This window comes from Cypionkella sp. (assembly GCF_036782355.1).
In the GTDB taxonomy this organism is placed as follows: domain Bacteria; phylum Pseudomonadota; class Alphaproteobacteria; order Rhodobacterales; family Rhodobacteraceae; genus Cypionkella.
Genome location: NZ_DAIPZF010000002.1, coordinates 90,856 through 115,169, shown reverse-complemented (window position 1 = coordinate 115,169; position 24,314 = coordinate 90,856). Strand labels below are relative to the sequence as shown.

At 61.6% G+C, this 24,314-nt stretch carries 27 protein-coding genes; 6 read left to right on the top strand and 21 right to left on the bottom strand.

All coding sequences use genetic code 11. From position 1 onward, the window contains the following. Position 1: 1 nt before the first annotated feature. From V7Q10_RS01610 to V7Q10_RS01585, 6 genes are all read left to right on the top strand, one after another. Complete coding sequence (locus V7Q10_RS01610) at positions 2-1,225, top strand: phosphoglycerate kinase (protein ID WP_442885802.1); 1,224 nt, start codon at positions 2-4, stop codon at positions 1,223-1,225. Positions 1,226-1,368: 143 nt separating this feature from the next. Continuing rightward, positions 1,369-2,298, top strand: a complete 930-nt coding sequence (locus V7Q10_RS01605) for a class I fructose-bisphosphate aldolase (protein ID WP_333867285.1) — start codon at positions 1,369-1,371, stop codon at positions 2,296-2,298. 134 nt (positions 2,299-2,432) lie between these two features. Continuing rightward, positions 2,433-2,735 carry an FtsB family cell division protein gene (locus tag V7Q10_RS01600; protein WP_333867284.1) on the top strand — a complete coding sequence of 101 codons (303 nt, stop codon included), beginning with the start codon at positions 2,433-2,435 and terminating at the stop codon, positions 2,733-2,735. A 151-nt stretch (positions 2,736-2,886) separates the two neighbouring features. Continuing rightward, on the top strand, positions 2,887-3,876 hold the full coding sequence (pdhA, locus tag V7Q10_RS01595; RefSeq protein ID WP_333867283.1) for a pyruvate dehydrogenase (acetyl-transferring) E1 component subunit alpha: 990 nt from the start codon (positions 2,887-2,889) through the stop codon (positions 3,874-3,876). 13 nt (positions 3,877-3,889) lie between these two features. Beyond that, on the top strand, positions 3,890-5,248 hold the full coding sequence (locus V7Q10_RS01590; RefSeq protein WP_333867282.1) for a pyruvate dehydrogenase complex E1 component subunit beta: 1,359 nt from the start codon (positions 3,890-3,892) through the stop codon (positions 5,246-5,248). A gap of 10 nt (positions 5,249-5,258) precedes the next feature. Continuing rightward, the gene (locus V7Q10_RS01585; RefSeq protein WP_333867281.1) at positions 5,259-6,533 is read left to right on the top strand and encodes a pyruvate dehydrogenase complex dihydrolipoamide acetyltransferase; all 1,275 of its coding nucleotides are present in this window, start codon (positions 5,259-5,261) and stop codon (positions 6,531-6,533) included. 53 nt (positions 6,534-6,586) lie between these two features. On the opposite strand, the gene cysE is transcribed toward V7Q10_RS01585, so the two are convergent. From cysE to fabF, 21 genes are all read right to left on the bottom strand, one after another. Further along, entirely contained in the window at positions 6,587-7,396 is an 810-nt protein-coding gene (gene cysE, locus V7Q10_RS01580) for a serine O-acetyltransferase (protein ID WP_333867280.1), read from the bottom strand. Positions 7,397-7,453: 57 nt separating this feature from the next. After that, entirely contained in the window at positions 7,454-7,738 is a 285-nt protein-coding gene (locus tag V7Q10_RS01575; protein WP_333867279.1) for a DUF7742 family protein, read from the bottom strand. A gap of 2 nt (positions 7,739-7,740) precedes the next feature. Further along, positions 7,741-11,652, bottom strand: coding sequence for a baseplate multidomain protein megatron (locus V7Q10_RS01570; RefSeq protein WP_333867278.1), 3,912 nt, complete (start codon positions 11,650-11,652; stop codon positions 7,741-7,743). Between the two features lie 3 nt (positions 11,653-11,655). Further along, positions 11,656-12,096: a peptidase gene (locus V7Q10_RS01565; RefSeq protein WP_333867277.1), complete on the bottom strand. Its 441-nt coding sequence runs from the start codon at positions 12,094-12,096 to the stop codon at positions 11,656-11,658. After that, on the bottom strand, positions 12,096-12,971 hold the full coding sequence (locus V7Q10_RS01560) for a DUF2163 domain-containing protein (RefSeq protein ID WP_333867330.1): 876 nt from the start codon (positions 12,969-12,971) through the stop codon (positions 12,096-12,098). Before V7Q10_RS01560 ends, V7Q10_RS01565 begins: the two co-directional genes overlap by 1 nt. Continuing rightward, a complete protein-coding gene (locus V7Q10_RS01555) occupies positions 12,971-13,603 on the bottom strand; it encodes a DUF2460 domain-containing protein (protein ID WP_333867276.1) in 633 nt (210 codons plus the stop codon). The genes V7Q10_RS01560 and V7Q10_RS01555 overlap by 1 nt, the downstream gene beginning before the upstream one ends. 9 nt (positions 13,604-13,612) lie before the next feature. Continuing rightward, entirely contained in the window at positions 13,613-14,266 is a 654-nt protein-coding gene (locus V7Q10_RS01550) for a phage tail tape measure protein (protein WP_333867275.1), read from the bottom strand. Next, positions 14,223-14,462 (bottom strand): rcc01693 family protein, encoded by a 240-nt coding sequence (locus tag V7Q10_RS01545; RefSeq protein WP_333867274.1) that lies wholly within the window; start codon positions 14,460-14,462, stop codon positions 14,223-14,225. The genes V7Q10_RS01550 and V7Q10_RS01545 overlap by 44 nt, the downstream gene beginning before the upstream one ends. Next, on the bottom strand, positions 14,459-14,776 hold the full coding sequence (locus V7Q10_RS01540; RefSeq protein WP_333867273.1) for a gene transfer agent family protein: 318 nt from the start codon (positions 14,774-14,776) through the stop codon (positions 14,459-14,461). The genes V7Q10_RS01545 and V7Q10_RS01540 overlap by 4 nt, the downstream gene beginning before the upstream one ends. Next, a complete protein-coding gene (locus V7Q10_RS01535; RefSeq protein WP_333867272.1) occupies positions 14,776-15,189 on the bottom strand; it encodes a phage major tail protein, TP901-1 family in 414 nt (137 codons plus the stop codon). The genes V7Q10_RS01540 and V7Q10_RS01535 overlap by 1 nt, the downstream gene beginning before the upstream one ends. 75 nt (positions 15,190-15,264) lie before the next feature. Beyond that, the gene (locus V7Q10_RS01530) at positions 15,265-15,663 is read right to left on the bottom strand and encodes a DUF3168 domain-containing protein (RefSeq protein ID WP_333867271.1); all 399 of its coding nucleotides are present in this window, start codon (positions 15,661-15,663) and stop codon (positions 15,265-15,267) included. After that, positions 15,660-15,998, bottom strand: a complete 339-nt coding sequence (locus V7Q10_RS01525) for a head-tail adaptor protein (protein WP_333867270.1) — start codon at positions 15,996-15,998, stop codon at positions 15,660-15,662. The genes V7Q10_RS01530 and V7Q10_RS01525 overlap by 4 nt, the downstream gene beginning before the upstream one ends. Continuing rightward, positions 15,995-16,594 carry a head-tail connector protein gene (locus V7Q10_RS01520; protein ID WP_333867269.1) on the bottom strand — a complete coding sequence of 200 codons (600 nt, stop codon included), beginning with the start codon at positions 16,592-16,594 and terminating at the stop codon, positions 15,995-15,997. Before V7Q10_RS01520 ends, V7Q10_RS01525 begins: the two co-directional genes overlap by 4 nt. Before the next feature lie 91 nt (positions 16,595-16,685). Continuing rightward, complete coding sequence (locus V7Q10_RS01515) at positions 16,686-17,894, bottom strand: phage major capsid protein (RefSeq protein ID WP_333867268.1); 1,209 nt, start codon at positions 17,892-17,894, stop codon at positions 16,686-16,688. Between the two features lie 35 nt (positions 17,895-17,929). Continuing rightward, a complete protein-coding gene (locus V7Q10_RS01510; RefSeq protein WP_333867267.1) occupies positions 17,930-18,493 on the bottom strand; it encodes an HK97 family phage prohead protease in 564 nt (187 codons plus the stop codon). A 9-nt stretch (positions 18,494-18,502) separates the two neighbouring features. Beyond that, positions 18,503-18,748, bottom strand: a complete 246-nt coding sequence (locus V7Q10_RS01505; RefSeq protein ID WP_333867266.1) for a GTA head formation protein, RCAP_rcc01685 family — start codon at positions 18,746-18,748, stop codon at positions 18,503-18,505. After that, positions 18,745-19,932, bottom strand: coding sequence for a phage portal protein (locus tag V7Q10_RS01500; protein WP_333867265.1), 1,188 nt, complete (start codon positions 19,930-19,932; stop codon positions 18,745-18,747). Before V7Q10_RS01500 ends, V7Q10_RS01505 begins: the two co-directional genes overlap by 4 nt. Before the next feature lie 117 nt (positions 19,933-20,049). Continuing rightward, the gene (locus V7Q10_RS01495) at positions 20,050-21,393 is read right to left on the bottom strand and encodes a DNA-packaging protein (protein ID WP_333867329.1); all 1,344 of its coding nucleotides are present in this window, start codon (positions 21,391-21,393) and stop codon (positions 20,050-20,052) included. Continuing rightward, positions 21,344-21,625 (bottom strand): hypothetical protein, encoded by a 282-nt coding sequence (locus V7Q10_RS01490; RefSeq protein WP_333867264.1) that lies wholly within the window; start codon positions 21,623-21,625, stop codon positions 21,344-21,346. Before V7Q10_RS01490 ends, V7Q10_RS01495 begins: the two co-directional genes overlap by 50 nt. Before the next feature lie 232 nt (positions 21,626-21,857). After that, positions 21,858-23,018, bottom strand: coding sequence for an endolytic transglycosylase MltG (gene mltG / locus V7Q10_RS01485; RefSeq protein ID WP_333867263.1), 1,161 nt, complete (start codon positions 23,016-23,018; stop codon positions 21,858-21,860). Then, entirely contained in the window at positions 23,018-24,280 is a 1,263-nt protein-coding gene (gene fabF, locus V7Q10_RS01480; RefSeq protein ID WP_333867262.1) for a beta-ketoacyl-ACP synthase II, read from the bottom strand. Before fabF ends, mltG begins: the two co-directional genes overlap by 1 nt. Positions 24,281-24,314: the final 34 nt, after the last annotated feature.

The following is a 24,314-nucleotide window of genomic DNA, read 5'->3' as shown; positions in this document are numbered from 1 at the left end:
GATGGGCGGAAACAGGGGCAAGACCGAAAGCCTGCATAAGGAGCGCGCTGTGACTTGGAAGACAATCGACGATATGGCCTTGGCGGGCAAAGTGGTGCTGACCCGCGTGGACATCAACGTGCCGATGGAAGGCGCGCAGGTTACTGACGCGACGCGGATCGAAAAGATCGTGCCAACGGTCGAAGATCTGATCGCGCGCGGTGCCAAGGTGGTGCTTTTGGCGCATTTCGGCCGCCCCAAGGGCAAAACCCTGCCCGAGATGAGCCTGCGCTTGGTGCTGCCAGCGCTTGAGGCCGCCTTGGGCCGCAGCGTGACCTTTATGGAGCATCCAAGCCGCGAGGCGATCAACGCTTTGCCGCAAACCGCGGTGGTTCTGGCTGAGAACATGCGCTTTTCGCCGCTGGAAGAGGCCAATGACCCGCAGATGGCGGCAGATTTGGCGGCTTTGGGCGATTATTTCTGCAATGATGCGTTTTCGGCAGCGCACCGCGCCCATGCCTCGACCGAGGGCGTGGCCCGCTTGCTGCCGTCTTTTGCGGGCCGCTTGATGGCCGAAGAATTGGCAGCCCTAGAGGCCGCCTTGGGCAAACCCGAGCGGCCTGTGGTCGCGGTTGTGGGCGGGGCGAAAGTCTCGACCAAGCTCGACTTGCTGGGCAATCTGGTCAGCAAAGTCGATCATCTGGTGATCGGCGGCGGCATGGCCAACACCTTCCTTGTCGCCCAAGGCATCGAGGTTGGCAAATCCTTGGCCGAACGCGATATGGCACCGACAGCACTTGAGATCATCGCCAAGGCCAAGGCTGCGGGCTGCACCATTCATCTGCCGATCGATGTGGTGGTGGCGCGCGAATTCAAGGCAGGCGCCGACAATCAGACCATGGCCGCTGCCGATTGCCCCAGTGATGCGATGATTTTGGACGCAGGCCCGCAAACCGTTGCAGCTTTGCGCCAAGTGTTCGAGGGCTGCAAAACCCTGATCTGGAACGGGCCTTTGGGCGCGTTCGAGATCGAGCCGTTTAACGCCGCCACCAATGCCGCAGCGCAGGCCGCAGCAGAGCTGACACGCGCCGGCAAGCTGGTCTCGGTGGCAGGCGGCGGCGATACGGTCGCGGCCCTGAACCAAGCAGGGGCTGCTGCCGGTTTTACCTTTATCTCGACCGCAGGCGGTGCGTTCTTGGAATGGATGGAAGGCAAAACCCTGCCCGGCGTTGCAGCTTTGGGGTGAAAATTGGGCTTAGGCGGGGCCGCTGTGCCTCGCCTAAGGTCTTGTTAGCGTAAACAAATCTGATGTTAGCGTAACCAATATTGCGCCATGCTCGGAAGCTTTCTACCAGCAAGGAAACCACTTTCCCCGCTGAGGAGCATCCCATGCGCGCGACAAAGGCCGTTCAGAAAATTCTGTCCAATTACGAGGGCGAGACCCCCGGCGTGAAGGCAAATCTGTGCCGGATCCTGATGGAGGGCAAGCTGGGCGGCACCGGCAAGATGATCATTCTGCCGGTCGATCAGGGCTTTGAACATGGGCCCGCCCGCAGCTTTGCGCCAAACCCCGCAGGCTATGACCCGCATTACCACTATCAATTGGCCATCGACGCGGGGCTAAACGCCTATGCCGCACCCTTGGGCTCGCTTGAGGCCGGGGCAGATACTTTTGCAGGTCAAATTCCAACGATTTTGAAGCTGAACTCGTCCAATTCGCTGATGTCAGACACGGCTGGCAAAAATCAGGCGGTGACGGGGTCGGTGGCTGATGCGCTGCGTTTGGGCTGTGCGGCGATTGGGTTTACCATCTATCCCGGCTCTGACATGGCGCTGGATATGTTCGAAGAGATCGTCGAGATGCGGCGCGAGGCAGCAGCCTCGGGGATTGCCACCGTGATCTGGTCTTATCCGCGCGGCGAGGCGATCAGCAAATCGGGCGAAACCGCGATTGATGTCGCCGCCTACGCCGCCCATATCGCAGCACTTTTGGGCGCGCATATCATCAAGATCAAACTGTCGACCGATCATCTGATGTTGCCCGAGGCGAAAAAGGTCTATGAAGATCAAAGCATTGCCATTGCCGATATGGCGCAGCGGGTCAAGCATTGCGTCGATGCCTCTTTTGCGGGGCGGCGCTTGATCGTGTTTTCGGGCGGGGCGGCCAAGGGGGCCGATGCGGTCTATGATGACGCACGCGCCATCCGCGACGGCGGCGGCAACGGCTCGATCATCGGCCGCAATTCGTTTCAGCGCGACCGCGGCGAGGCTTTGGCGATGCTGAGCAAATTGGTCGAGATCTATCGCGGCCGCGCCTAAGGCCAAAGCCTTGATGCCATAAGCGTTTTTTTGCTTGCAGCTGCATTTTGAGGATTCACATGATTCGCAAGATGTGACATGGTGGCCAAACGAACCATCCCCGACAATGAGGGGTGGGCGTAGAGGCAGAGCAGATGATTACCCCGCAATCACGGCCCGCTATGGGTGGCATGTTTTTTATTGTGCTTGCGTTTACGCTGGGCGGTTACTTCACCTTTGCGGCGGTTCAGGGCGATTACGGAATTTTCCGTCGCGTTCAGATTAACGCCGAAATCGTGAAGCTAACCGCCGAGCGCGATCTGCTTGCATCCGAACTTGCACAGATGAACAATCTGACGCGACGGCTGTCGGATGAGTATCTGGACATCGACCTTTTGGACGAGCGCGTGCGCGATGTGCTGGGCTATCTGCGCGCCGATGAGGTCGTGATCCGCTGATCGGGCGACCCAAACCTGTCTGAATTTCAAATTTTGCATAGCAGCCATGCAGCGGAAACTTCGCTGCATTTTCTTTTTTGCGTTTTTTCACCGATGCTGTATAGATAGTTTAACACTAAACGATCTTGCAACGTGACGGGAGGACGCCACCTTGGCTGCGAAAAAAGCCCCAGAGAAATCAAATGTGTCGAAGGAAGAACTGCTTAAGTTCTACCGCGAGATGCTGATGATCCGCCGATTCGAAGAAAAAGCTGGCCAGCTTTATGGCATGGGTCTGATCGGGGGGTTCTGTCACCTCTATATCGGGCAAGAGGCGGTTGTGGTTGGGCTTGAGGCCTGCACCAAAGAGGGTGACAAGCGCATCACCAGCTACCGCGATCACGGCCATATGTTGGCTTGCGGCATGGAAGCCAATGGCGTGATGGCCGAGCTGACCGGGCGCGAGGGGGGATACTCCAAGGGCAAGGGCGGCTCGATGCATATGTTCAGCCGCGAGAAGCATTTCTACGGCGGCCACGGCATTGTTGGCGCACAGGTGCCGCTGGGCGCAGGTCTGGCCTTTGCCGATAAATACAAAGGCAATGACAATGTGACCTTCGCCTATTTCGGCGATGGTGCGGCCAACCAAGGCCAGGTCTACGAGACCTATAACATGGCCGAACTTTGGGATCTGCCTGTGATTTTTGTGATTGAAAACAATCACTACGCCATGGGCACCTCGCAGGCGCGTTCGACCAAATCGGAAACCTTGTTTGGCCGTGGCTTGGCTTATGGCATTGCAGGCGAGCAGGTTGACGGCATGGATGTGCTGGCGGTCAAAGAAGCGGGCGAAAAGGCCGTGGCGCACTGCCGCGCCGGAAAAGGCCCCTATATTCTGGAAATGATGACCTATCGCTATCGCGGCCACTCGATGTCGGATCCGGCGAAATACCGCACCCGCGAAGAGGTCGAAAAGATGAAATCCGAAAAGGATGCCATCGAACATGTGCGCGATTTGCTGCTGAACTCTGGCCTTGCTTCGGATGAAGATCTGAAGGCGATCGACAAGTCGATCAAAGAGGTGGTGAACGCCAGCGCCGAATTCGCCAAAGCAAGCCCAGAGCCGGCCCTGTCCGAGCTTTGGACCGATATTTACGCCTGAGGGGGAGAAAACCATGGCAGTAGACGTTCTTATGCCCGCGCTTTCGCCCACGATGGAAGAAGGCACGCTGGCGAAATGGCTGGTCGCAGAGGGCGATATGGTCAAATCTGGCCAGATCATCGCTGAAATTGAAACCGATAAGGCCACGATGGAATTCGAGGCGGTGGATGAAGGCAAGGTTGGCCGGATTCTGGTGGCCGAGGGCACCTCGGGCGTGAAGGTGAACACGCCGATCATGACCTTGGTGGAAGACGGCGAATCGGCTGATGCGGCCCCTGCCCCAGTGGCCGCAGCCGTTGCCGCACCTGTGGCGGCAGCAGCCGCTGCACCCGTTGCCGCTGCGGTGGCGGTGGTGTCAAAGGCCAGCCCCGATTGGCCCGCCGGCACGCCGATGAAGACCATGACCGTGCGGGAAGCCCTGCGCGAGGCGATGGCCGAAGAGATGCGCGACAATCCCAACGTCATGTTGATGGGCGAAGAGGTTGGCGAATATCAGGGCGCTTACAAGATCAGCCAAGGCTTGCTGGACGAGTTCGGCCCCAAGCGGATCGTTGACACACCGATCACCGAAGCCGGCTTTACCGGCATCGCGATTGGTGCGGCTTGGGGTGGTTTGAACCCGATTGTCGAGTTCATGACTTTTAACTTCGCCATGCAAGCCATTGACCACATTCTGAATTCGGCGGCAAAGACCAACTATATGTCTGGCGGCCAATTGGGTTGTCCGATTGTGTTTCGCGGCGCCAATGGTGCCGCGGCCCGCGTCGGCGCTCAGCACAGCCAAGACTATGCGGCCTGGTATGCAGCGATCCCCGGCCTGCGGGTGGTGATGCCCTATTCGGCGAGCGACGCGAAGGGTCTGCTTAAGCAGGCGATCCGCGATCCGAACCCGGTGATCTTCCTTGAAAACGAGATCATGTATGGCAAATCCTTTGAAGTGCCTGATTTGGCTGACTTTACCATTCCCTTCGGTAAGGCGCGGATCTGGCGCGAGGGCACGGATGTGACCATCGTGTCTTTTGGCATCGGCATGACCTATGCGCTGGAAGCGGCGGAACAGCTGGCCGCCGAGGGCATCTCGGCCGAGGTGATTGATCTGCGCACCCTGCGCCCGATTGACTATGACACCGTGCTTGCCAGCGTGCAGAAAACCAACCGCTGCGTCACCGTCGAGGAAGGCTTCCCCGTAGGCTCGATCGGCGATCACTTGGCCAGCACCATCATGCAGCGCGCCTTTGATTATCTGGACGCGCCGGTGGTGACTTGCACCGGCAAAGATGTGCCGATGCCCTATGCCGCCAACCTTGAAAAGCTGGCTTTGGTGACGACCGCCGATGTGGTCGCTGCTGTCAAATCTGTTTGCTACCGCTGAGGAGGCGAAAATGGCTGTAGAAATTCTTATGCCCGCGCTGTCTCCGACGATGGAGGAAGGCACGCTGGCGAAATGGCTGGTGAAAGAGGGCGACGCGGTCAAATCGGGCCAGATCATCGCAGAAATCGAAACCGATAAGGCGACGATGGAGTTCGAGGCGGTGGACGAGGGCACGATCGGCAAGCTGCTGATCGCCGAGGGCACTGCGGGCGTCAAGGTGAACACGCCGATTGCGATGCTGTTGGAAGACGGCGATGCGGCGGATGCCAAGCCTGCGGCTGCGGTGGTTGCGGCCCCCGTGGTTGCAGCACCTGTAGCGGTGGCAGCGGTTGCGGCCCCTGTGGCGGCTAAAGCTGGCGGCGCGCGGGTGTTTGCCTCGCCTTTGGCGCGGCGGATTGCAGCGGAAAAGGGTCTGGATCTGACGGCGATCAAAGGCTCGGGTCCACATGGGCGCATCGTGCGCGCCGATGTTGAAGGTGCAAAAGCGGCGGCCCCTGTGGCTGCGGTGGCAGCGGCCCCCGTGCAGGCGCCTGTGGCTGCGGTTGCAGCGGCAAGCGGTCCTTCGACCGAAACCGTGCTTAAGACCTATGCTGACCGTCCGTTTGAAGAAATCGCCCTGAACGGCATGCGCAAAACCATTGCCGCGCGCCTGACCGAGGCCAAGCAAACCGTGCCGCATTTCTATCTGCGCCGCGATATCGAGCTGGACGCGCTGATGGCCTTTCGCGGTCAGCTCAATGCCAAGCTGGAAGCGCGCGGCGTCAAGCTGTCGGTGAATGATTTCATCATCAAGGCCTGCGCTTTGGCGCTGCAACAAGTGCCTGCGGCCAATGCGGTCTGGGCTGGCGATCGGGTGTTGCAGTTCAAGAAATCAGATGTCGCGGTGGCGGTGGCGATTGAAGGCGGGCTGTTCACGCCGGTTCTGAAAGATGCCGAAGCCAAGTCGCTTTCGGCGCTGTCGGCCGAGATGAAAGACCTTGCCAAGCGTGCGCGTGACCGCAAACTTGCGCCGCACGAATACCAAGGCGGCAGCTTTGCGATTTCAAATCTGGGTATGTTCGGCGTTGATAACTTTGACGCGATCATCAATCCGCCACATGCGGCGATTTTGGCTGTGGGCGCGGGTGTGGCCAAACCGATCGTCAAGGACGGCGCGGTTGTGGTTGGCACGGTGATGTCGGTGACGCTCTCGGTGGATCACCGCGTGATCGACGGGGCTTTGGGCGCGCAGCTTTTGACCGCGATCAAGGACAATCTGGAAAACCCCTTGGCGATGCTGGCCTAAAGCCTGCTCAGCCTAAAAAAGCCCCCGCAGAGCGATCTGCGGGGGCTTTTTCGTTAGATCTTACCGCAAAGCAATTGGTCCATGGTCACCGAAGGCTGCGCGCAGCCTGCCTCGCCCACGACTTTTGCCGGAACGCCCGCAACCGTGGTGTTAGGCGGCACATCTTGCAGCACCACTGACCCCGCGGCGATGCGCGAGCAATGGCCGACGTGGATATTGCCCAAAACCTTGGCCCCTGCCCCGATCAGCACCCCGTCACCAATCTTTGGATGACGGTCGCCGTCTTCCTTGCCGGTGCCGCCAAGCGTGACCGAATGCAGCATCGAGACATTGTCGCCGACCACAGCCGTTTCGCCGATCACAATGGAATGGGCATGGTCGATCATGATGCCACGGCCGATTTTCGCGGCTGGGTGGATATCGACACCAAAGGTCTCGGACACCCGCATTTGCACGAAATACGACATATCGCGCCGCCCGTTTTGCCACAGCCAATGGCCAATGCGGTAGGCTTGGATCGCCTGATAGCCCTTGAAGAACAAGATCGGCTGGATAAAGCGCAGGCAGGCCGGGTCGCGGTCAAACACCGCCGTCACATCGGCGCGCGCGGCTTGGCCAATGCTGGGGTCGCTGGCATAGGCCTCATCCGCGATTTCGCGCAAGATCTGCTCGCTCATCTCGCCGCTGGCGAGTTTCAGCGAAAACCGATAGGCCAGCGCGCGTTCCAACGAGGGGTGATGCAGCAGGCTGGAATGCACAAGCCCGCCCAAAAGCGGCTCGTTTTCCACCATGGCAAAGGCCTCTTGGCGCACGCGCTGCCAGACCGGATCTAGTGCTGCAAGTTTTGTGCTGGTTTCAGCCATGATCAGCCTCCTGTTACGCTATAATAGCATATGGGGCGCGGGTCGGACAATGCCAAGTCAAAGGCCAGATTTTCGCGCGGCAAGCAGGTGAGCGACAAGGCCAAGCGCGGTTAGAAAACTGGCGTCAGCTGTCGCGGGCTGCGGCGCGCGGGCCAAAAGCGCGCGCGCCATCAGGCTGCCATTGCCCCAAGCCGGATGCGCGCGACCCAAGCGTTTGGCGTAGCGGTGGGCGGCATCGGCTTGGGTGATCAGCAGCCGCGCGAAAGCCTCGCGCTGCGGTTCTGGGCAGGCCGCGACACAAGCCGCCGCCGCCCAAATATCGCCAATAAGACAGCGCCGCATTGCTAAAGCATCAGGCTCAAGCTGCGCGCAGGCCCTGCCCCATAAAGGTTTGACAGCTGCGCCACGCTGATGCTGACCGCGCCTGCCACGCCGTCGCTGGCCTGCATCTGCGCGGTATAGAGAAAGGCGGGGGTGGAAAGCGTCACCTCGCGTTTCACCACACCGGCTTGGATCACCCGCAGCAGATAGGCCTCGTTATCTTCGCCCAAGGGCACCTCGACCGATTGCCAGCTGTCACCATCTATCCGGCTGCGGCGAACCCAGCTTAAGCCCAGCGCATCGGCGGTTTTGGCCGCGCGCAGATGCACCACCGCATAGGGGCGCAGGCCAATGCCATCAAAGGCTTGGGTCAGCCCCACCGCCGAGAGGTCATCATAGCCGCGATCTGCCGCAACAAAGCGGTAGCTGCGCGCCAGCCCGCGCGCCGACAGCGGAAAATCAATCTGCTGCAAGGCCGCATCCAGCAAAACAAAGGTGCTGCCCGCAGGCCAGACCGCTGGCATCAGCGCGTCGCTGCCCAATTGGCCGCGCAGCCGCAGGCTGATGTCATAGGTCTTGGGGCCAACCAAAGTGGCGCTGGCAAATTGAAACAGCTCCCAATTCTGCGCCGAGCCATCGCCAATGGCGGCAAGATTGGCACCGCCCAGCACCGCCTCGGGCGTGGTTGACGAAAGCGTGCCGGTCTCGATGCGCAGGCGCAGTGCCGGGCCACGATCCCAAAGGCCAAAGCGCGCGCGCGCAAGCGGGGTCTGCGTCAGCCCAATCGTCGCGGCGCGGTCCAGACTGATGTTATAGCGGAAATCATCCTGCGTGGCCGAGTGCCACAGCGCCACCGGCCCCGGCCAAGGCTGGGCGGTGGCACAGGCATGCGGGGCTTGCGGCACCTCGCCGCCGGTGATCAGCGGCAGATCCAGCATCAAGGGATAGACCGGCAGCGCTGGCGTCACACTGCCCCAGCTGCGGCGCGGCACCACCAGATCCGAGGCTTGATAGACGTTCGGATCCACCCTGACCGCATCCAAAAGCTGCATGTCAGAAAGCTCGGCGCGGTCGATGCGGTAGGCTTGGCCCGCCACTTCAACCGTATCGCCGACGCGCACCGCCATCTGCGATCTGGCCAGCGCAAAGCGGGCGGTATCGCGCGAAACCTGCGCCTCGGCCAGCCAGCGTTCTGCGATGGTTGCCGCCTCGGATGCGGTCAGCACCAAGGGCAGTTCGGACTGCGACACCACCTCTGTGCTGTGATCGGCGGCGGTGGCTGCGGCAATGCTGACCGGGAAATCGCCCTCGGCCTCGATATAGCTGATGCGCAGATGCACCGGCAATTCGGCCTCTGCGGCGCGGGTCAGTTCAAGCGTGCCGTCAAGTTCAGGCGTACGCACAAAGCGCTGCGGATCCAGCCACTGCCCCACCTTGGCGCGGCGCGCCTGCACCACCAAGCGGCCCTCGCGTTCAATCACATCGCTGGGATAGGCCAAAAGCAAAGGCTGCAAGGCCGCGCGCGCGGTGGACACCTCGGACAGTGTATAGCCGCGCACCAGCCCGCGCGCGCCCGACAGATCAGCATCCGCAAGCCCCGAGGCCGCGCAAATCTCGGCCATCAGCGCCGAAAGGTCGATATTGCTGGCCCGCCCGTTCAGCCAATGGCCCTTGTCGTAATTGCCGCCATCCGACCAGACAGAGCTTGCCGCAGGAAAGGCCGGAAAGGGCCGCGCATCCCAAGCCCAAGCCAAAGACTGCGCGAAATCAAGCATCGGCCCGTTGTACAAAAACGCATGCGGATTTTGCGCAGCATCGGTCCAAAAGCGGTGCATCACCTGATAATAGGCCAGCTGCATCAGATCATCGCGCAGCCCGTTCGATCCGCGCGGCAAGGCGGATTCCGAGGATTTTGGATCTAAAAACCGGTTCGGCTGATTGGTGCCCTTATCAATCGCCGCACAGCCATATTCGGTAAAGCGGATCGGCTTTGATCCCGCGATCCAGGCCGTGGGGCTGTCTTGGCGCAGCCCTGCATGGCGTTCGTGGTGCGAATTGCCCCACCAACCGCGAATATCCTTGACCCGAAACACCCAAGGCTCGCCATAATATGGGTCTTGGATCGGGGTGCGGATTTGGGCAGCGGCGGCGGCCTCATCGGCGTAATACCAATCAAACCCCTCGCCACCAGCGATATTGGCGTAAAGGTAGTCGCGGTTATAGATATCGCCCCAAGCGGCATCGGCGTGATCGCTGCCATCACGCCAATCTGACAGCGGCATGTAATTGTCGATACCGATAAAGTCGATTGCGGGGTCGGCCCAAAGCGGGTCCATGTTGAAATAAACATGATCCTCGGTGTGATAGCCGAAATATTCCGACCAATCGGCGGCATAGCTGATCTGGGTTTGTGGGCCCAAAATCGCCTTCACCTCGCCCGCCAATTGCCGCAGCGCCTGAACCGCGGGAAAGCTGTCATTCGCGCCGCGAATAGAGGTCAGGCCCCGCAACTCGGAGCCGACACAAAAGGCATCGACCCCGCCTGCGGCCCGACAAAGATAGGCGTAATGCAGGATAAAGCGGCGATAGCTCCATTCAGCGGGGCCGCTATAAAGCACACTTTGGCCGGTTTGGGTGAAATGCGACGGCTGGGCGGTGCCAAAAAACTGCGCCACCTCGGCTGCGGCGGCGGCGCTGCGGTCTGGGCTTGCAGGCTGGCCGGGGGCTGCGCTCAGCGTGATGCGACCGCGCCAGGGCAAGGCAGGCTGGCCCAAAGCCCCGGTCCAAGGGTCAGGCAAAGCATTGCCCGCCATCTGGTCCATCAGCAAAAACGGGTAAAACGTCACCTCGCGCCCTGCGGCTTTCAGCGCCACAATCGCCTCGATCACCGAGGCATCGGCGGGGGTGCCGCCATAAACCGGGCTGCCCTGCACCAAAGGCACGGCGGCCGCCGTGGCGCGCGGCGTGTTCGAGACCACCCAAGGCATCGGCACCCCGTCTTGGGCGTTTTGTTCGACCTTGGGCTGCGGCTGGCACAGGCCACAGCGCAGATCGCTGCCAAACCACGACACCACCAAAGACGCGCCCTTGGCCATGGGCAGCTCTTCGCGCAAAGCCTCGAGCGCATTCGAGAAATCGCTGCGGCTGCTGACCGTATGGACATTGGCCGAGGTATTGGACCCCAGCCCCGCGTTGAAATGCACAGGCGTGGTGGCCAAAGCATATTCGCCCGAACCCGGGATCATGCAGACACCCGGAATAATCTGATCAAAGCCCTGATGCGCCTGCGCCGCCTGCCCCTGCGCGGGGCGCATCACCTCGAAGGAAAACTGCGGAATGCGGTTGCCAAAGCGCGACAGATCAAGGTCTTCGATCACCACATAAGCAATGCCGCGATAGCTGGGCGCATTGCCTGCACCCTCGACAGTGGTGATTTTTGGGTCGGGCAATTGCGTCTCGTCGCCATGATAAAGCCGCAGCGACAGCTGGTCGGCGGCAATCTCGACCCCGTCGGCCCAAATCCGGCCCAGCCGAGTGATGCGGCCTTCGCAAAGGGCCACTGCAAGGCTGACGGTATAGCTGTATTGCGTCGTGCTTTGCACCGTGCGCGGCCGGCCCTTGCCGCCGCCGCTGCTGACCGAGGTGGTGTTGACATGTTCCAAAAACCGGCTGGCCCAGATCACTTGGCCCGCCAGCCGCACCCTGCCCCAGACATGCGCAATCGCCGTGCCTTCGCTGGCCCCCATAACCCGAAACCGCTCGATCCGCCCGACCTCGACCGCTTCTGACCCGCCGCCCAAGACGCGTTGGTCAATCGCACGGCCAATCGTAGCCCCCACCGCGCGGCCAATCACCGCGCCCGAAAGCCCCAGAATGGTGCCGCCAAAGCCAGAGCCGATTGCCGCACCGGCAGCAGATAAAAGCAGGGTTGCCATGGGTTAATGTCCTTCAGGGAATTGAAAACGCGCCACAATTTTGCGCCGCCACGGGGCCGAAAGCGCGGTTTCCACCACGCCGTGGCCGCTATAGGCATGAATAAAGCTTGGGCAAGCGCCAAGCCCGCTGATCAGCCCCAGATGTTTGGCCATAGCCCCCGCCCGCATCCGAAACAGCACCACATCCCCCAAAGCCTCGGCCTCGGGCGGCTTGGGGCAAAGCCAAAGCCGCGCGGCATCGGCCAAAGCCTCGACGCCTGCGGTTTCCGACCAATCGGGCGCATAGGCGGGGATGGCGGTCGGCTCTGGCCCGAGCAGCTCGCGCCAAACCCCGCGCAGCAGGCCCAGACAATCGGCGCCTGCGCCTTTGACACTTGCTTGATGCTGATAGGGCGTGCCGATCCAGCCGCGCGCTGCCGCCACAATCACCTCTGGCTGCGGCATCAGGTCAGGCTCCCGCCGTCATTGCGGCCCGCGCTGATCGGATAAGACGACAGCCAATCTTCGCCCGGAATATGCGGAAAGCCGCGAAAATTCAGAAAGTTGCCGAACTTGGCCTTGCAGGTCGCGGCCGTGCGATCACAGCCCGCCTCCAGCCGCAGCAGATCACCCGCCTGCAAGGGCGCGCTCAGGCGGTGCGACAGATCCAGAACGCGGCCCGCGTTTTGCAGCCGGTCCAGCTTGATCACCGCACTTAGGCCCGCAGCCGCGCCGCTTTGCACCCGCAGCCGGCCGCGCTCGAACCACCGATCGGCATAGGCGTTTAGGTTTGACACCAACATCCGCCCCTGCGCGTCAAAGCCGTCCAGCACCACCTCGGCCATAAAGGCGGGCGTGTTCAGGCCAAGCCCGCAGCGCGCATCGCCCAGAACCGCCGAACAGCTGCGCTGAAAGATCCGCCCCATCGGCTGGTTCAAGCTTTCGGTCAGGCCGCGCAATTCGGCCTTAAAGCCGCCCGCTGCCCGGCTGATCTCGCCAAAGCTGCCGCGAAACTGCAAGACCCGCTGCGAAGGATCCGCCCAATTCACCAGCCAGATCAGCACCTCTGCCGCATCAAAGCGCCCCGCGATCAGATCGGCCTCTTCTAGGGCCGCATCCGCCAGCGCGCCAATCGCCTCGCTGTTGTCCACCGACAGGCCGGTGCTGTTTTGCAAAGCCCGCGCCGACATCCCCGTGCTGGCCTTGAACAGCATATCCTCAAAGCGCAGATCCAAATCATGGTCGGTGAAGCCAAAGCGCACCCCATCGCGCCGCGTCACCTGCCACGCGCGACAGAGCGTCGTCACCCCAAGCCCGGCATGATCCAACAAAGCCTGCATCATAGCCGCACCTCGACGATTGGCACATTGGGCAATTCACCGGCACGAAACGAGGCGATCGAGGTCTCGATCCGGTCGGTGTCAAAGCGCGCAGGCACATCAAATTCAAAGCCCGCCGTGACCAGCGCGTTGATGTCTGGCGCTACGGTAAAGCTGACAAGGCCGCTGGTGGGGTCCAGCGTGAACTCTTGCCCCTCGACCTTGGGATCGCCGGCGATGGCGATTTTCACCGTGCCGGCCACCGGTTTGCGGATTTGGCGCAGATAGGTCTGATCGCCCGAGCGGTAGGTCTTGCACAGCTGAAACAGGGTTTTGATGCCGTTGCCATAGCCCAATTCCTGATCCAACGCGGTTGTTGGCTGCGCCAAAGCGCCCGATTTATAATCGGACCAATCCTTCCAGCGAAAGGCGTGCAACTGGCCGCGACGCGCCTCGAAAAACGCCAAAAGCGCGTCCAGATCCTCCAGACTGCGCAGACCAAAGCCCGCATCATAGCGCCGGCGCGACTCCTGCCAGGGCGTGTTGCGCTCTTCAAAGCCATTGGCCAGCGTGACGATCTCGGTCAGCCGCTCTGGCCCGCCTTGCGAGCCAAAACTGACGTTGGAGGGAAATCTGATCTCGTGAAATGCCATCTTTGGTCCTCACCGATTTCTTTGGCCGCGCGCCAGCAAGCGCTGGGCTTGGGCGGCAAGCTGGCTTTGGCTGCGCTGAAAGCCCTGCACATCGGGCGTCGAGATGTTCATCACCAGCGTGACAGGCCGCCCACCGCCCGAGGTTTGCACCCCCAAACGGCCATCGGCCCCGCGCGCCAGCGGCATGATCGCCTCTGGCCCGGCCTCACCCATCAGCCCCTGCCCGCCGCGCATCGCAAAAGGCGTCGGCCCTGCCACCACGCCGCCCTTGGCAAAGGGCATCACCCGGCCTTGGGAAAAGCTGCCGCCTTTTTCAAACGGCAAAATCCCGCTGAGCAGCCCGTTGATGCCACTGGCCACAGCGCCGCCCACCGCGTTTTGCACCGGCTTCATCGCGATGCCGTAAACCGTGTCGACCATGGTCTTGGCGACGATCTTCAAGGAATCCGACAGCTTGGCCCCGTCAAACACCAAACCGTCAAAGGCCCGCCGCAGCCCGCCGCCGATGCTGGTGGACAGCACCCCCACCTCGCGCCCGGTAAACAGCATCGACTCTCGCATCCGCGACAGCTCGCCCTCAAAGGCCCCCACAATCGAGGTGGACCCCGCAAGCGTGGTTTCAAGCGCTGTGATCTGATCTTGTAGTTCCTTCACCGTCGTCATGGCTTGGCCCCTTTGGTTGATCTGGAAACGCCGCCGCAAGCTGTTCAAGCCGCGCCCGCGTCAGGGGGGGCTCTGCCTGATCGACCCCCAACATGATGCTCAGCTCGACGGGGGTAAGCCGCCAAAACTCGGGCGGGGTCAGGCGCAATTGCCCAAGCCCTGCACGCAACAGCCCCGCCCAATCCAGCCGGCTCATGGCTGCGGCAGCGCAAAGGCCCGCGCCAACAGCTCTGCCGCCACCCTTGCGGCCTCAAGCGGGCCGCCGCCGATCTCGACCGTGGCCAGATCCGCCGCGGTGCCGCGCCAGCCGCCACCGCGCAAAGCCGCCACAATCAGCGCCAGCACATCGCGGCTGGAAAACCGCCCCTGCTCAAAGCGCTCGACCAGATCGAACAAAGACTGCGCCTCAAGTGCTGCTTCCAGCTCGGCCAAGGCCCCCAGCGTCAGCTTGGCAATGTGGCGCTGGCCGTCCAAAGTGATCGCCACCTCGCCGCAATAGGGGTTCACCATCACAGCGCCGTAAAGCTCAGCGCGCCGCCCGAAGCGATAGAGATGTCATAGGTCGCCTCGCCGTTATGGCTGCCGGCATATTCGATCGAGGTGATCTGAAACGCGCCTTCCACCACGCCGAAATCGGGGATCACCACCTGAAACTGCGGCATTTCGGCGTTGAAAAAGATCTGCCGCGCGCGCTCGTCTGTATCGGCATCGCGAAACACCCCCGCCCCCGAGATCGAGGCCGTCTTCACCCCCGCTCCCGCCAGCAATTCCCGCCAGCCGCCCGCACTTTCCAAAGAGGTGACATCAACGGTTTCAGCGTTAAAATTGATCCGCGTTGCCCGCAGACCCGCAAGGGTGACAAAGCTGCCATCCCCGATCATATCAACCTTGACCAGCAGGTCCTTGCCATTCTGTACCGCCATGCTTCTCTCCGATCTTGTAAAAATATGTCGAAAATTTTTATCTAAATGGATAAAAAATGTTCGATAAGTGAAACTTTAAAACGCGATCCGGGCGCGAAACAGCAGGTCAATCCGCCGCACAGCGCCCTGATCCAAGCGCCGCGCCGTGGCCCTTTGAAAGCCGATCGAGACCAGATGCCCGACACTCAGCACAAGCGGCAGGCTCAACAGCGCCTCTGAAACCGCTGCCGCCAGATCCTTGGCGGTCATAAACCCCGCCGCATCGCTGATCACCGAGACTTCAAAGCGGTGCTCGGCCCCGGCACCGGTTTTGTCGCTTTGATCCAGCACCTGTTCGGGGCCGATCAGCACAAAGCTGCCCAAACTCGTCCCCGCAGGCACGGCATCGACAATGCTGACCCCCGCCAGCGCAGGCGTGCTGCTCAGTCGCGCATAAATTGCGGCCTGAAGCGCCGCTGCGGCCTGATAGCTCATGTCGGGCTCTCCTCTCGGGCGATGCAGGTCAGATAGCGGGCCTCGGCGTCGCGCTCGCTGACCGCGATGATGGCAAAGACCCGCGCGCCGTCACGAAAGCGCTGGCTGGGCTGTGGTCGCGCTGGCGAGCCTATCGGGGCCGCGCGCACCGTGATGCGGTAGGCAACAGTTGACAGCGTCACCTCTTCGCCGGCCGCCTCGCGCCCCGTACCTGCAACCACCTCGGCCCAAAGCGTGCCAAGCGCCTGCCAAGCCAAACTAAAGCCGCCCGCACCATCGGCGACGGTCTGCGAAGCCTCCAGCGTCAAAGGCCGCGACAAAGCGATTGGCCTCATTGCCCGCCCCCCCCCAGCACCCGCACGATGCGCCACCGCTCGATCAGCATCTGCACGCTGACCGGCAGACCCGCCGCGCGCGGGCTTTGCTCGTGACGGTTTTCATAAAATTCCGCCGCCAGCAGCAGCACCGCTTGCGCCAGATCGGGCGGCACATCCGCCCAATCGGGACCAAAGCCTGCGTCAAACACCAGCTCGATCTTGCCGCCACTTGGCACCGCAGGCAAAAACCCAGCCACAGCCACCAGCTTTGGCCGCTGCAGATCCGCCACCAAGCGGTAGCGCGCGGGGGCCACCTCAACCGCCGCCCCGCTCGCATCTATCAGCCGCAACGACACCAAGGCGCTGATCGGCGCAATCGGCAAAGGCTGCTCGTCCAAGCCACGCCAATCGGCAAGGCAAAGCTGAAACCGCCGCTGCAACAGCGCCTTGCCAATCCGCCCCTCAATCGCCACCGCCGCTGCGCGCAAATAGCTCTCGATCAGCCCGTCTTGCAGCGCGTCATCGGAAAACCCTGTGCCTAGCCGCAGGTGCTGCTTCATCGCCTGCAAGGGCAAGGCGCTGGCGGCAAAGCTGGTGATCTCTGTTAACGTCATTTCCATTCCCTTCGCGAAACCCGCTGCTGTTGTGACCGCAAGCGCCGTCCAATGCCCGGCCCCCACAGTGGGCCGGGCATCTTATCAGATGTCAGGACACCGCGATTTTCAGCAGTTTGATCGCCGCATAATCGGTGACATCGCCGCCCACGCGCTTGGAGGCATAGAACAGCACGTTTGGCTTGGCCGAGAAGGGGTCGCGCAGAATGCGCAGATCTGGGCGCTCGGCGATGGTATAGCCGGCTTTGAAATCGCCAAAGGCAATCGCATAGGCATTGGCGGCGATATCGGGCATGTCTTCACAGATCATCACCGGATAGCCCATCAGCCGCGCAGGCTCGCCCGCAGCCAAGCCGTCCGACCACATAAAGCGGCCATCGGCGTCCTTCATCTTGCGCACCGCCCCCGAGGTTTTCGAATTCATCAAAAACGCCGCATTGGCGCGGTAATCAGCCCCCAGCGCATAGACCAAGCTGATGATGCAATCGACCGAATTGGTGGTGGCAAAATCATCCAAAGCCCCTGTCGCCACATAGCCAAGGCTGCCCCAGGCCCAAACGTCATTGGCAAGCTTTGGCGCCAGCAAAACGCCTTTGGGCTTGTCCACTCCGTCGCCGTTGATAAAGGCCGCAGCCTCGGCGCGAATAAAGCGGGTGGCAATCTTGCCCGCCAGCCAGCCTTCAACATCAAAGGCCGCGTCATCCAGCAGCCGCTGCGAGGCCTTCGGCATCGCCGACAGCTCGTGCAGCGGGATCGAGATCCGCTCGATGGTCGGGGTCGAGGTCTCGGTGGTGGCGCTGGCCTCTGTGGCCCAACCCGAACCCACCTCGGTGCGATCAACCAAGACATCATAAGAGGTCGCCTCGACTTGCACCACATTGGCAAAAGCCCGCAGCGACGAGGTTGACACCAACATGGTGCGGATGCTGTCGGCGGTTTGCGGGTCCACCAGATAGCCACCATCGGCCGCCACCGCCGAAGACATCGCCTTACCTTCCAGCGTCAGCCCACGCATCGCGTCGTCATCGCCCGAACGCACATAGGCCGCAAAGGCCTTTTTATGAGGCACATCTTGCTCGGCGTGAACCGAAAGCGCGGGGCGGGAATAGGTCATCTGTTTACGATCAAGCATGGTCAGTCGCTCTTCCTGTTGCTGCAGTGATTTCTTAACGTCGCCTTGAAAGCCACTGAAGGCATTCAAAAATCCAGCCATCGCGGATTTCACGTCCGCACCCGGATTGGCGGCTGTTTCCTGGGCGTGAGGCATAACTTCCCCAGCCCGAGCCTTTGTCTCGGTCATCATGGTTTCCTTGAGTTTGGTCGTGAGGGGCCGCGCTAGCTGCGCTGGGCCAGGGTTTCGGCAGCCGTCTGAAACAGCGCTGCCAGCTCGCGCCAGTCCTCGGCCTGGGGCAGATCGCCCTTGGCCTGAACCCGCGCCTCAGGAAGCATTGGAAAGGTCACAAGCGAGACCTCCCAAAGCTCCAGCTCGGACAAAAGGCGCTGCCCCTTGCCGTTGCGTTCCGCCTTGACGGTGCGATAGCCGATCGACAAACCGTCAATCGCCCCCGCACCCAAAAGGGCTGCGGCCTCGCGCCCCTTGTCAACTTCGGTCAAAATGCGGCCCTTGACCCAAAGGCCTGTGGCGTCTTCGCGCACCTCGTCCCAGACGCCGATTGGCTGGGTGGGGTCGTGCTGCCACAGCATTTTCACCGCACCGCCGCGGGCCGCAAGCCGGGCAAGGCTGGCCGCATAAGCGCCCTTTTGCACCACATCATTGCCCTGATCGACGCGGCCAAACAGGCTGGCATAGCCCGCCACCGTGGCGCCATCGGTCACGGTCAAACCGGCCTCTGGCTGGTGATATTTGCGCTCGGGCGCGCCTTGCATCTTCCAATTCATCGCATTCTCCTATTTGCCAGCCGCGCGCAGCAGGGTCTCGGCCATCTGCGCCAGTAAAAACGCCGCCACCCCGTAAACGCCGAGCCAAATCCGCTTTTCCAACCGCTCGAGCACCGCATCAATTTGGCCCAGCCGATACTCAAGTGCGGCCCAGCGCTCTTGGGCGACACGCTCATTCGCCTCTATCCGCGCCGATGCCGCGTCAAAGCTGTCGTAGACATAGCGCGAACCTTCCGAGCCAGAGCGCTGGGTCATGCCTCCTCCGACAGCCGAGGCAGGCCCAAAAGCACCCGCTTTTCTGCAGCCGTAAGGAAATCTGCCGCCCCCACCCGCGCCCATTGCTGATCGCGCTCGACCGCCAAGGCGGGGATCTGGTCCAGATCGGGCCGCAGCTCGACCACCTCGCCGCTAAACATCGACAACCAATGCGAAATCCCCGCCGTCACCCGCGCCACCAAGGGCAGCACCGTCAGGCGGTAAAACGCCCGATTGGCCTCTTGATAGTTCGAATAGGTCGCATCCCCAGGGATCCCCATCAGCATCGGCGGCACGCCAAAAGCGGTGGCAATCTCGCGCCCGGCTGCCTCTTTGGTCTTTTGGAATTCCATATCCGAGGGGCTGAACCCCATCGGTTTCCAATCCAAACCGCCTTCCAGCAACATCGGGCGGCCGGCGTTGCGCGCGCCTTGGTGGTGCATCTCCATCTCGCTGACCAGCCGGTCGTATTGATCACTGGAAAGCTGCGCCTGCCCATCCGCGCCCTTATAGACAATCGCCCCCGATGGCCGTGCTGCATTGTCCAGCAGCGCCTTGGACCAAGCACTGGCCGAAGTATGCACATCAATCGCCACCGCCGCCGCCTGCAACGGGCTAAAGCCATAGTGATCGTCGGCGGGATGAAAGGTTTTCAGATGGCAGATCGGCTGCATCTCTTCTGACATCGCAAAGCGGTGCTTGCGCCCGCCTACGGTGTAATCATAGCCCGCAGGCCAGCCGTCTGGCCCCGGCACCACCGCCATGCGGTCGCTGCGCAAGACGTGCAATTCGCCCGGCAGCTTGTCCATCCCCGGCACCGCCTCGATATAGGCATTGCCCGAAAGCAACAGATGCCCGTAGATCGCCTCGAACAACTCGGCCCGCCCCTGCGCCGCATTCGGCCTGCGGATCAGATCCAACACCGGATGGCTGTCATAGCGCCGCTCGTGGTCCTGCAGCACCAAAGGCAGCGCGGCTGCGGCCTCTGAAATCAGCTTGACGGCGCGAAAGCCCATCGGGTTGCCCTGAAATCCGGTCTTGGCCAAGGACACCAGATCGCGCGCGCTCCAAGCCACCCGCCCCGAGCTGCCAAAGGCCACCACCCGCCCCACTGCCGAAGCCTTGGTCTCGGTCACAGGGGCAGCCTGCATCTCGGGGGCACGTTTCAGGAAATCGAAAACCATCTGTCAAAGCTCCTATCCGTGGCTGCGGCCTTTGACGACCGCCCGCCCTCTTGTCTGCAAACCGTTCTAAAGCGGAAAAGTTTAAAGGCTCTAAGACCAGCGCGCGCTGCTCTGCGGCTACAGGCTACGCATCTGAGGGTTGCGGTATTTCTCGGAAGGCTCGACGATCAGATCGGTCAGCGCCCAAACCAAAGCGTCCACGCGGTCAGGCGAGCCTTTGCCCAGATAGCCCTGCGCCGTCATCTGACACATCTGCAGCTCCAGCTCTGGCATCCCGCGCAGATGCGCCACCCGCCCCTGTTCATAAAGCGCCGAGACCGGTTCGGCCCGCACGCCCTTGCCACGGCTGGCCCGCACAGCGCGGTAAGGCACCAAGGGGTCAATCTGCCGGATCACCCCCTCCACCAGATCACCGCCCTGATTGACCTCTGCCACCAGCCGGTCTGCCTTATGCCGCTCCATCGCAGCGATGGCCGCACGCGCCCATTGCTCGGGGCTGGCCCCCGTGACCGAGGCGTCTTCCAGCACCACCGCCCGCCAGCTTTGCGGCGCGCCTTCAGTGATCGCCCCCACCACCACAATGCCGCAAGCATCCGATCCACCATGCCCGGTGACAGGCGGATCCACTGCCACCACAATGCGCTGACAGCGCGGGGCTTGTGCGATGCGCTGCGCCTCCAGCGTGGCGGTTGACCACAGCGCGCCCTGCACATCTTCGACCAACAGGCCCTGCAACTCTTGTGCGCCCAGCAAGGTCCCCGCATATCGGCTGCGCACCTCTTCCAAGAACGAGGCCGCCAGATGCGCGCGATTGGCATCGGTGGGGGCATGGGTCATCACGCTCGAGGGGTTCTTCAAGATCTGCTTCAGCACCGCCACATTCTGCGGCGTCGTTGTCACCACCTGCTGCGGGTTCTTGCCCAAGCGCAGCGCAAATTGCAGCTGATCCCAAGCCTTCTGCCCGCGCTTCCATTTCGCCAATTCATCGACCCAAGCCGCATCAAACTGTGGCCCGCGCAAACTGTCGGGATCATGCGCAGAATAGACCTGCGCCACCGCGCCATTGGGCCAAAGCAATTGCTTGCGCGTGGCCTGCCATTCCGGCCGTCTGTCGGGGGGCGAGCAGGCAAGAATACCACTGTCGCCAAAGATCATCACCTCGCGCACCTGATCCACCGTCTCGCCCAACAGCGCCACCCGCCGCGCGCGGCCCGGATCCTGCGGCCCCGCGCCTTCGACCTGCGCGCGCACCCATTCCGCGCCCGCCCGCGTTTTGCCAGCACCGCGCCCGCCCATGATCACCCAGGTCTTCCACACCCCTTCGGGCGGCAGCTGATGCGCCAGCGCCCAGAATTCGAACATCCAAGGCAGCGCCAAAAGCGCGTTTTCACTTAGGCCTGCGATAAAATCCTCAACCTGTTGCGGCGTCGCGGAGGCGAGCCAATCTGCGCCCGATCTCATCGCGCGCGGCTGATAGGTCGAGCGTGCCGGTTCCGACAGCCCCTGCAACTTGCTTGCGGAGTTTTTCAACTTTACCTCTTTCATCCATCACAACAAAATAAGCAGCCCGCAGGTCGCGCACGGCAGTCGTCGCTGCCTTTGCATCCTCGAGTTTGCCGCGTTTCACCGAATTGACCGCCGTGACCAGCTCTTCAGCCGCCACGCGCATCAGCTGTTCGACCTGCGCCAACATATCGACCCCAGGTTCGTCGTCCGCCGAGAAATTTATGCTCATATGGTGTCTGACCCACCTTTCACGCCGCCCCGCACGATAGACATGAAAAAACGGCCCAAGGGTTGCCCCCAAGCCGTTTGCCCATCTCTTCTAGCATAGGAAATTGCTACAGCAGAGCGCGCGCAAAGTCAAGATAAAACCATTTTATATCAGTGACTTGCGCGCGCAGAGTTAGGGTTTCATTAACCCCTTAAGGCGCCACCGCAGGCTTGGCTGCCTCAATCGCGCGCCATTTCACCACATTGGCGTTATGCTCGGCCAAGGTTGTGGCAAAGGCATGGCCCCCCGATCCGTCGGCCACAAAGAACAGATAATCGCTCGGCTCTGGCTGCAAGGCCGCCTCAATGCTCAACCGCCCCGGATTGGCAATAGGCGTCGGCGGCAAACCTAAAATAACATAGGTGTTCCAAGGCGTTGCAGCCTTAAGCTCGCTTTGGCGCAACCCCCGCCCCAACAGGCCTTTGCCTTTGGTCACACCATAAATCACCGTAGGGTCGGTTTGCAGCCGCATGCCCTTGGCAATGCGGTTCAAAAACACCCCCGCCACCAGCTTGCGCTCGGCCGCCACACCGGTTTCTTTCTCGACGATCGAGGCCATCACCAAAGCCTCTTCCGGCGTCTTATAGGGCAGCCCTGCCGCGCGCTGCGCCCAAAGCTCGGCCAAAGTCGCCGCCTGCCGCGCTTCCATCTCGGCAATCAGCGCCGCACGATCAGCCCCTTTTTCCACCTCATAACTGTCAGGCGACAAGATGCCCTCGGCGGGCACCGCCTCGATGCTGCCCGACAGAAAATCCGCCCGCTTCAGCGCATCCACCACCTGCCACGATGTCACCCCCTCGGCCAAAGTGATCCGCAACCGCAGATCCCCTGCCTGCGCTGCATCCAGATAGGCACTTGGCGCGGCCTCGGCGGCCGGATCAAAGCTTGCCACTTCGACATAGCGATTGCTGGCAGGATCAAGCTCGCGCAAGATCACCTGACTTTTCGCCACCGAGATGCGGAAATTCACCTCGCGCCCACAGGTCGATTGCCCGCCCGCCGTCAGATCGTCCAGCACCGCTTCCATCGAGGCATTGGGCGCGATCAGATAGCTGCCAAATTTCAAATCCTTGGACCGCCCCGAATAATCCGCACCAATGCGGAAAATCCGCGCATCGCTGACCGCACCCTGCTCTTCCAGCGTGCGCCCCACCTGCGACAGGGACGCGCCGCGTTCCACCTTGAAACAAATCGGCGCGGCCAATGGCCCCGCGCCAACAAACTGCTGCCGCCCCCAAGCGATGACCCCAAAGGCAACCACAAGGATCACAATAAACAAAGTCAACGCATTAGAGGCAACAGACTTCCACATCAGGCCTTAACCTTCCCCAAAACAAGGCTGGCATTGGTGCCGCCAAAGCCAAAAGAATTCGACAGCGCCACATCAATCTTGCGCTTGCGCGCCGCATTTGGTGCCAGATCCAACTTGGGGGCAATCGCCGGATTATCAAGGTTGATCGTTGGCGGAGCCACCTGATCGCGCAGCGCCAGCACGCAGAAAATCGCCTCCACAGCACCCGCAGCCCCCAGCAAATGCCCGATGCTCGACTTGGTCGAAGACATCGTCGCCTGCGCCGCCGCATCCCCCATCAACCGCTCGACAGCGCCCAGCTCGATGGTATCTGCCATGGTCGAGGTGCCATGCGCGTTGATGTAGTCAATATCGGCAGGCTCAAGCCCAGCGCGTTTCAACGCCATCTGCATCGAACGGAACCCACCATCGCCATCTTCGGCAGGTGCGGTGATGTGATAGGCATCGCCCGACAACCCATAGCCCAGAACCTCGGCATAGATCTTGGCACCGCGGGCCACGGCATGCTCGTATTCCTCCAGCACCACCACGCCGGCGCCTTCGCCCATCACAAAGCCATCGCGATCGGCGTCATAGGGGCGGCTGGCTTTGGTCGGATCATCGCCGCGCTTGGTCGACAGCGCCTTGCAGGCGTTAAAGCCCGCGATGCCAATCTCGGAAATCGGCGCTTCCGCCCCGCCTGCCAGCATCACATCGGCATCGCCCCATTGGATCAGCCGCGCCGCATCGCCAATCGCATGCGCGCCCGTTGAACAGGCCGTCACCACCGCATGGTTCGGCCCCTTGAAGCCAAAGCGGATCGAGACCTGCCCCGAAATTAAATTGATCAGCGATCCCGGAATAAAGAACGGCGAAACCCGCTTTGGACCCTTTTCCTTGATCAAAACCGCCGTCTCGGCAATCGAGGTCAGCCCGCCAATGCCCGAGCCGATCATCACGCCAGTGCGGCAGCGATCTTCTTCGGTTTGCGGCTCCCAACCAGAATCGCGCACCGCTTGCACAGCCGCCGCCATGCCGTAAAGGATGAAATCATCGACCTTACGACGGTCCTTCGGCTCCATCCAATCGTTGGGGTTAAAGCTGCCATCTGTGCCATCGCCAAAGGGAATTTCGCAGGCATATTGCGTCACCACATTGCTGGCATCAAAGCGGGTAATTGGCCCGGCACCAGACTGGCCCGCCAAAAGACGGCTCCAAGTTTCTTCCACACCGCAGGCAAGGGGTGTGACCATGCCCAGACCCGTTATGACAACACGACGCATATTTGCCCCCAAATTGGTTCAATCCAGCTTTCCC